Below are 6,500 nucleotides of genomic sequence, written 5' to 3' on the forward strand. Positions count from 1 at the left end.
TCCCGGCAGTCCTCGGCATTTCCTCCATCCATGGAGGTCAGAAGTGCTGGAGCTGCCGGGAGCGGCTCCAGTAAAAACCTGGAAGGTCTAAACGGCTATTTTTTCGTGTCTTTCGTGCTTTTCGTGGACAAAGTCAGGAGATTTCTTCATGAACTTGAAAAGAAATAACGGCACAAATCGAGAATCGCCGGTTGTCGTCGTCACCGGAGCCGGCGCCGGAGTCGGCCGCGCGACCGTGCGTGAATTCGCCCGGAACGGCGCCCGGCTCGGACTGATCGGCCGCGATCCGCATCGCCTTAAGCAAGCGGCCAATGAAGTGCGCGAATTAGGCAGCGAGGCCGTGATAGCGGTAGCGGACGTCGCCGATGCGGACCAGGTCGAAGCGGCGGCCGTGCGGATAGAAGCGGTATTCGGCGCTATCGACATCTGGATTAACAATGCGATGGCGACGATCTATTCGCCTTTCGAGGAAATTTCGGCTGACGATTATAAGCGTGCGACCGAAGTGACTTACCTGGGCGCGGTATACGGCACGATGGCCGCGTTGAAGCGGATGAAAGCCAGGGATTGCGGGCTTATTATCCAGGTCGGGTCGGCGTTGGCTTATCGGGCGATTCCGCTGCAATCGCCTTATTGCGGCGCAAAATTTGCGATTCGCGGCTTCACCGATGCATTGCGTAGCGAGCTGTTGCACGACCGCAGCAAAGTCCGGCTGACGATGGTGCATATGCCGGCGCTGAATACGCCGCAGTTCGATTGGGGCAAGAACCAAATGCCGACGCGGCCGCAGCCGGTGCCGCCGATTTTTAAGCCGGAGATGGCTGCCAAGGCGATTTTTTGGGCCAGCCGCCATAAGCGCCGGGAGGTTTACGTCGGCTGGCCGACCTGGAAAGCGATTTGGGCGAACAAATTGTTTCCCGGTTTGATAGACCGTTACTTGGCGCGCACCGGTTACGAAGGCCAGGAAAGCCGCGAGCCGGCCGATCCGTTAAGCCCGGATAATCTATGGGAGCCGGTCGAAGGCGATTTTGCCGCTCACGGCCGTTTCGATAAGAGCGCTAAGCCCGGCATCGCGCAGCTTTGGCTTACGCTGTACCGGGAGCCGCTTACGGTAGGTTTGCTGGCTGCCGGATTATGGGCTTGCTGGCGATTGCGCCGCAATAGTGCCAGATTAAAAAATGCCGACAGATGAAAGCCGAGTTTGCTAGTTCCCAAGCTCCAGCTTGGGAATTCAGTACGGGAAGCTCTAGCTTCCTGCTCGCAAAGCTAGAGCTTTGCTCATTAGGTTCCCAAGCAGGAGCTTGGGAACCAGCGTAAGTCGAATTGTTTGTTTTGAGAAAGAATTAAAGTATTCACCACGAAGGCACGAAGGACACGAAGTTTTCAATAGATTTATCTCGTTCCCACGCGCTGCGTGGGAATGCAGTTTAAGGCGCGCTGCGCCGTGAGCCGCGGTTAATATGTAGTTATGTAAGTCGAACCTAGCGGGACGCGGCGCGTCCCGCAATGCATTCCCACGCAGCGCGTGTGAACAAGAGAATATCTTATCAGTCTTGAACCCCACATTAGGGAGCGACAAATATGAATATCGGTCATAAACGTTGGGTCATCGCCGACGGATACATCCCGCCTTCCAGCTCCGGCACCAGCCGGGAATTGGTCAGCCACGATGCGATCTGCATTTTGAATTGCGATGTTGAAGATGCGCATGTTCAGGTGACTCTGTTTTTCTCCGACCGCGAGCCGGTGGGGCCGTACCGGTTTGTGGTCAATGCGTTGCGCACCAAGCATGTCCGCTTCAACGAGTTCAGCGATCCTGAACCCGTTCCGCACAATACCGATTATGCCAGCGTGATCGAATCGGATGTGCCGATTGTCGTGCAGCACACGCGGCTCGATTCCCGCCAGCCGGCGTTGGCGCTGATGACGACGATGGCTTTTCCGGCCTGATAATCAAGGCGAGCCTTTGACGATCACTTCAACATGAAAGTCTTCATTCTGCCAGGCTTTACGATTAAGCCAGTAGAAGGTGAAATTGATTTGCTCGCCGGCCGTAAATCCGGTGGTTGGAAGCCTTGCGACATGACCTAAGCCCCAATCCTCGGTGAACATATTCTTCACCTCCCGCCAGCCGTTCTTCCCCCAATGCACTTGCGCCGGTTCCGCTAACAGGATGCGCAATTCCTGGCCGGCAACCAGTTGCTTGACCCGTTGGCGCGGCTGCCACAAAGCGAAATCGAGTTCCAAATGACGCCCTTGGTAGCGCTCCCAGGCGTGGGCCGGCCTGTCGACAGGTTCGCCCGCTACGATACTTAAGGCCAGTTTGATAAATTCGGCGTGCGCCCATACCAGCGGCGTCGCGGAGCCGTTCGGCTGGCCGGGGTACAAATTGCGTTCGGGGATGGGCTCGCTGTCCCATACTTGCTCCGGCAGCAGCCCGCCTTTGCCGGTCATTCGCGCCATCGCATGCAGGTAAGGAAGCGCATCTTGTCCGGACAGCAAGGCCATATGTCCGCGCTCGCCGGTCAGCAACGGCCAGCCGCGGCCTTTGCCCCAACCGTTAAAAGGCGTGCCGTCATCGTGCTCGCCGTAACCGTCGCCGTTGTAGCGATGCCAGACCGGGCCGTAGGGCGTATCGGTCTTCAGCAGCAGGTCGATGGCTTTAAGGCTGCTAACCATGGTGGGATCATCGGCGGCGCGCAGGCCGAAACGCACCAGTTGCAGGCAATCGATCGCGAGTTGTTCGTCGGCCGGAATCCCGGGGTTATTCTGACGGTTTTTGATCAGCAGATGCTCGTATTTGGCGCCTTCATCGATCAATATATCTTTGGGGGCGCTACGCATGTAGTAGCCCGGCACGCCAAGCTGTTTTGACAGGGCGGTATTGGTCACCCAGGTATATTCTTCCAGCCGGAAGTTCCAGGTGTCGGCCAGCATCAGCGCGCAATCGCGTTCTCGGTCATTCAGGAAACGGCTGCCTTCGACCAGCGCCGCGATCACGACCGCGACGGTAAAGGTGTTGATGCCGGGGTCTTCCTCCCAGCGGTCCTGGGCCGTTGTCGGGCCTTCGCGAACGATGTAGCCGAGCGCCCGGCGCACCATGTCGTCCACTCGTATATCGCCCAACGCATTGCGGTCGGCCAAGGCGCTGGCCAGCAGCACCGGAAACGCGGTTTCATCGAGTTGTATGCCTTGCCAGAACGGTTTGCCGCCTAGCCACTGGTTTTGCAGCCAATGGCCGTTGGCCCGCTGGGTTGAGATCAGGTAAATCAAGCTCCGCTTTACGTCGGCAGTGTCGCCGAGCGCCAATAACGCTCCCGCTGTCTCGACCAAATCGCGCGACCATACCAAATGGTAGCCGCCCCGGCTGGTGCTGGCTTCGCCCCAAGGCACCGAGAGGCTGGCGATAAAAGCGCCGGGAAACGTATGGTCTTCGTGAACTTTCAGGACTGTCGCCGAGCGACGCAACAGCGCGATGGATTTAGCTTCGAGCAGCGTGTCCAGTTGTTTCGGCCAATGCAAGGTGTCCAGCCATTGCCGCCAGTTTCGGCAATATTCAAGCCATAGCGCTTCAAAGCCGGATGTCAGCGATTGCGATGCCAGTGTCGCGGCAGCTTCGCGACTGCCGGCAAATCCGACTGCCAGGTTGCCGGAGCAAGGCAATTGTGCGGTCAACGCTACTTCGCCGGGTCCGGCTTGGTTATAATGCCAAGTCATCGCATTGTTGTGTTTGAAATCTTGCCAGCCGTCGCTGTTGCCGACGATTCCTACCGAACGTTGCGATAGCGCCGGGTATCCGGTGCGATCGACAGCGGCCAGGGCTATGCCGAACGGGCCTTGTTCGGCCCATAACAAAGGATGGCCTTCCCATTCACCGGTCCAAGCCAGATTGTGGTTTGCATCTTCGCCAAGCCGCGGAGCAGCCAATAGATAGAGTTGCAAGCCGGCGTCTCCTGTTAATAGAAAGTCGACGGCCAGTACGTCGCGTTCGGGATCGACGCATATTTTCAGGCTAAGGGCGAATCGGGGATGCTGATGAGTAATCGCGATTGCGGGAATGGCTTCATCCTGCCAAGTCAGCGTGTAGTCGTTTAGCCGGCGTATTTCGATCCAAAAATCGCTGCCGTTGGCGACAATGAAACCTAAATCTTTCAGTTGGGGAATATCCAGCCGGGGGTAATAAACTTCGGTAATAATACCTTGCGCGATAGTGAACCATACTCGCGAAGTGCCTAATGCGGTGCCGACTGCGTCTTTAACGGCCGGAGCCCAGGTTGGGGAAGACGGTTCTATCATTCAAGTATTCCCTCACTGTGAATTTCATGTCGAGGTGAGTATTTGCTATCGACTTTTAAGTCAACGTTTCTAGGCTGATCTCATCGTGTGTTTAAGCTTGCGTTAGCTAACCGGATAGTTCGGCTGATGAATAGACATTCGATTGTTTTGAAAGCAAGTCGGTAAGTGGCGGCTAGAATAGCTGTCTGCGTTATAGCAATAGCTAATAAGAATTTTTATAAGTGTAACGGCATTACTGCTTGCCTCTTGGTGTAAGAGGCAAGCAGTAACATTTGGTTCATTATTAGCCTGTAGTACCAGTGCTTGGAGTGCCAGTACCGGTAGCGCCGGTGCTTGGAGTGCCAGTACCGGTAGTGCCGGTGCCAGTGGTTCCAGTACCGGTAGTGCCGGTGCCAGTGGTTCCAGTACCAGTAGTGCCGGTGCCAGTTGTTCCAGTACCGGTAGTGCCAGTACCAGTAGTGCCGGTACCGGTAGTGCCAGTGCCGGTTCCACCGATCACGCCAGTTTCCGCCCCTGCTGTAGGATCGGTTACGGCGGTAGTAATAGCGCAACTAGGGTGTTTGTAAGTATTAGTTATATCGGCAACATTGTTACCGGTATTAATCACCAGTTCATCCCCGAGCGCTCCAGGCGAGCTTGAACCAGTCCCGCTGCCGAATCCGGCAGGCACATTATTTAAGTTCATTGCGGTACGCAGTCTCCAAGCAATAGCGTGGTCGGTACAAGAAGTATCGCCGGAAACGCCAATAGCGCCCACTTTGACTCTTTGACTGTTATAAAGCGCTAAGCCGCCGCCAAGAGCGATAACGCCTTCAACGTGAGTGCCAACGGCAGGGTCGCTCATACCTTGGCCGAAGCTGCCGGTATTGTCGGAGCTGCCAAGATTACTTGTATTGCTGGCAGTAACGGTAATTGGATTACTAAACTGCAAGCCGTACAGACTACCGCCCGGCAACGTTAAACCATAAAGATTAGCGGTCGATATTGAAAAAGCGTCGAAACTGAAAGCGCTGGCTGTACTGGCTTTTTGTATGGCAATAAGACGATTGCCTAATGTAGACATATTACCTACAGTAGAGCCGCCTAGAGTAGCCAAATCAGCGATGCTTGTAGAGCCGGTACCTGTAGTGCCTGTGCCTGAAGTACCGGTACCCGTTGTGCCGGTACCGGTAGTCCCTGTTCCTGTCGTGCCGGTGCCCGTAGTACCAGTGCCAGAAGAGCTAATACTGCTGCTATTCGCCACTGCGCAGACTTTTCCTGTCTCATCAACTGCGGCTATCCATACCGGAAAACCGAAGCCTCCATTACCGGAAGCACCTACTGACGAAGTAATAAAGCTATCTTGCCAAGTTGCCAGCACGTCGCTACAACTTGCCATAGCGTTAACACTTGCCACGGACAGTAAAACTCCACCAAGAACTATGGATTTCTTTTGGATTTTTTTCATGGTTTACTCCTAAAAGGTTTTATTAACAAAGATTTATTAACAATCCCATTTTGTATGATTCAACAATGAATAAGCATCCTGCACCATTTCTGCAAATAATGTTGTTTTCCAGAAATCGAATACTATGAGACACGCAAAAGAATGATCGATAAATAAGTAATTGATCGTATTTTGGTAAAAAGAGGGATTTTAGAGGGATGTTTTACCGGGCTTTGAGCAAAAATTGATCAAACAATCAGATTGGAATACGGCCTTAAAAAATAGCTCATGCATTGATGACCGATGCTCTACGCAAAAAGTGAATAAAAAAATCCGCGTCAATAACGCGTTATGCAATGGCATTGGCGTAACGCCGTAAAGTTGAGCGGGATTGAAAAAAGGCGCTGTAATTCGGCCTCGTCTTTGGCGCTAGTTCGACATATTAATGATGCGGATGAACAGGTGCGTCAAGCGGGGGATAGGCTGATGGAGATACGCACCGGCCTTGGGCCGAGCTCCGCCACCGGAGTTACGCAGCCAGCCTAAGCATTGATTGCGTTATTCAGCAACGCAATAGTTGCTAGAGCGATTTTCGATTAATTAACTGATGTTACGTACCGTCCACGAAAGGCACGAAAAATATCAGCCGTAGATTGGCCGCTTGCAGCCGGTTAGACCTTCCGGGGGTTTACTGGAGCCGCTCCCGGCAGCTCCAGCACTTCTGACCTCCATGGATGGAGGAAATGCCGAGGACTGCCGGGAGCAGTCTCGGTCGCCA

The 6,500-nt window shown here is 54.3% G+C and carries 4 protein-coding genes; 2 read left to right on the forward strand and 2 right to left on the reverse strand.

The genetic code is table 11. The annotated features are described in order from the left end of the window. Positions 1–148: 148 nt before the first annotated feature. Positions 149–1,192, forward strand: coding sequence for an SDR family oxidoreductase (locus tag EKO24_RS06605; RefSeq protein WP_127028968.1), 1,044 nt, complete (start codon positions 149–151; stop codon positions 1,190–1,192). A gap of 389 nt (positions 1,193–1,581) precedes the next feature. Further along, positions 1,582–1,950, forward strand: a complete 369-nt coding sequence (locus EKO24_RS06610) for a sensory rhodopsin transducer (protein WP_127028967.1) — start codon at positions 1,582–1,584, stop codon at positions 1,948–1,950. Positions 1,951–1,953: 3 nt separating this feature from the next. On the opposite strand, the gene EKO24_RS06615 is transcribed toward EKO24_RS06610, so the two are convergent. Next, positions 1,954–4,296 carry a glycoside hydrolase family 15 protein gene (locus tag EKO24_RS06615; RefSeq protein WP_127028966.1) on the reverse strand — a complete coding sequence of 781 codons (2,343 nt, stop codon included), beginning with the start codon at positions 4,294–4,296 and terminating at the stop codon, positions 1,954–1,956. A 283-nt stretch (positions 4,297–4,579) separates the two neighbouring features. Continuing rightward, on the reverse strand, positions 4,580–5,743 hold the full coding sequence (locus EKO24_RS06620; protein ID WP_154671583.1) for a heme-binding protein: 1,164 nt from the start codon (positions 5,741–5,743) through the stop codon (positions 4,580–4,582). Positions 5,744–6,500 lie beyond the last annotated feature (757 nt).

The sequence above is a fragment of the Candidatus Methylobacter oryzae genome (assembly GCF_003994235.2).
Lineage (GTDB): Bacteria > Pseudomonadota > Gammaproteobacteria > Methylococcales > Methylomonadaceae > Methylobacter_A > Methylobacter_A oryzae.

Coding starts and splice junctions, on each gene's coding strand:
- EKO24_RS06615 (WP_127028966.1), bottom strand. CDS start 4,296: ATGATAGAACCGTCTTCCCCAACCTGGGCTCCGGCCGTTAAAGACGCA.
- EKO24_RS06620 (WP_154671583.1), bottom strand. CDS start 5,743: ATGAAAAAAATCCAAAAGAAATCCATAGTTCTTGGTGGAGTTTTACTG.
- EKO24_RS06605 (WP_127028968.1), top strand. CDS start 149: ATGAACTTGAAAAGAAATAACGGCACAAATCGAGAATCGCCGGTTGTC.
- EKO24_RS06610 (WP_127028967.1), top strand. CDS start 1,582: ATGAATATCGGTCATAAACGTTGGGTCATCGCCGACGGATACATCCCG.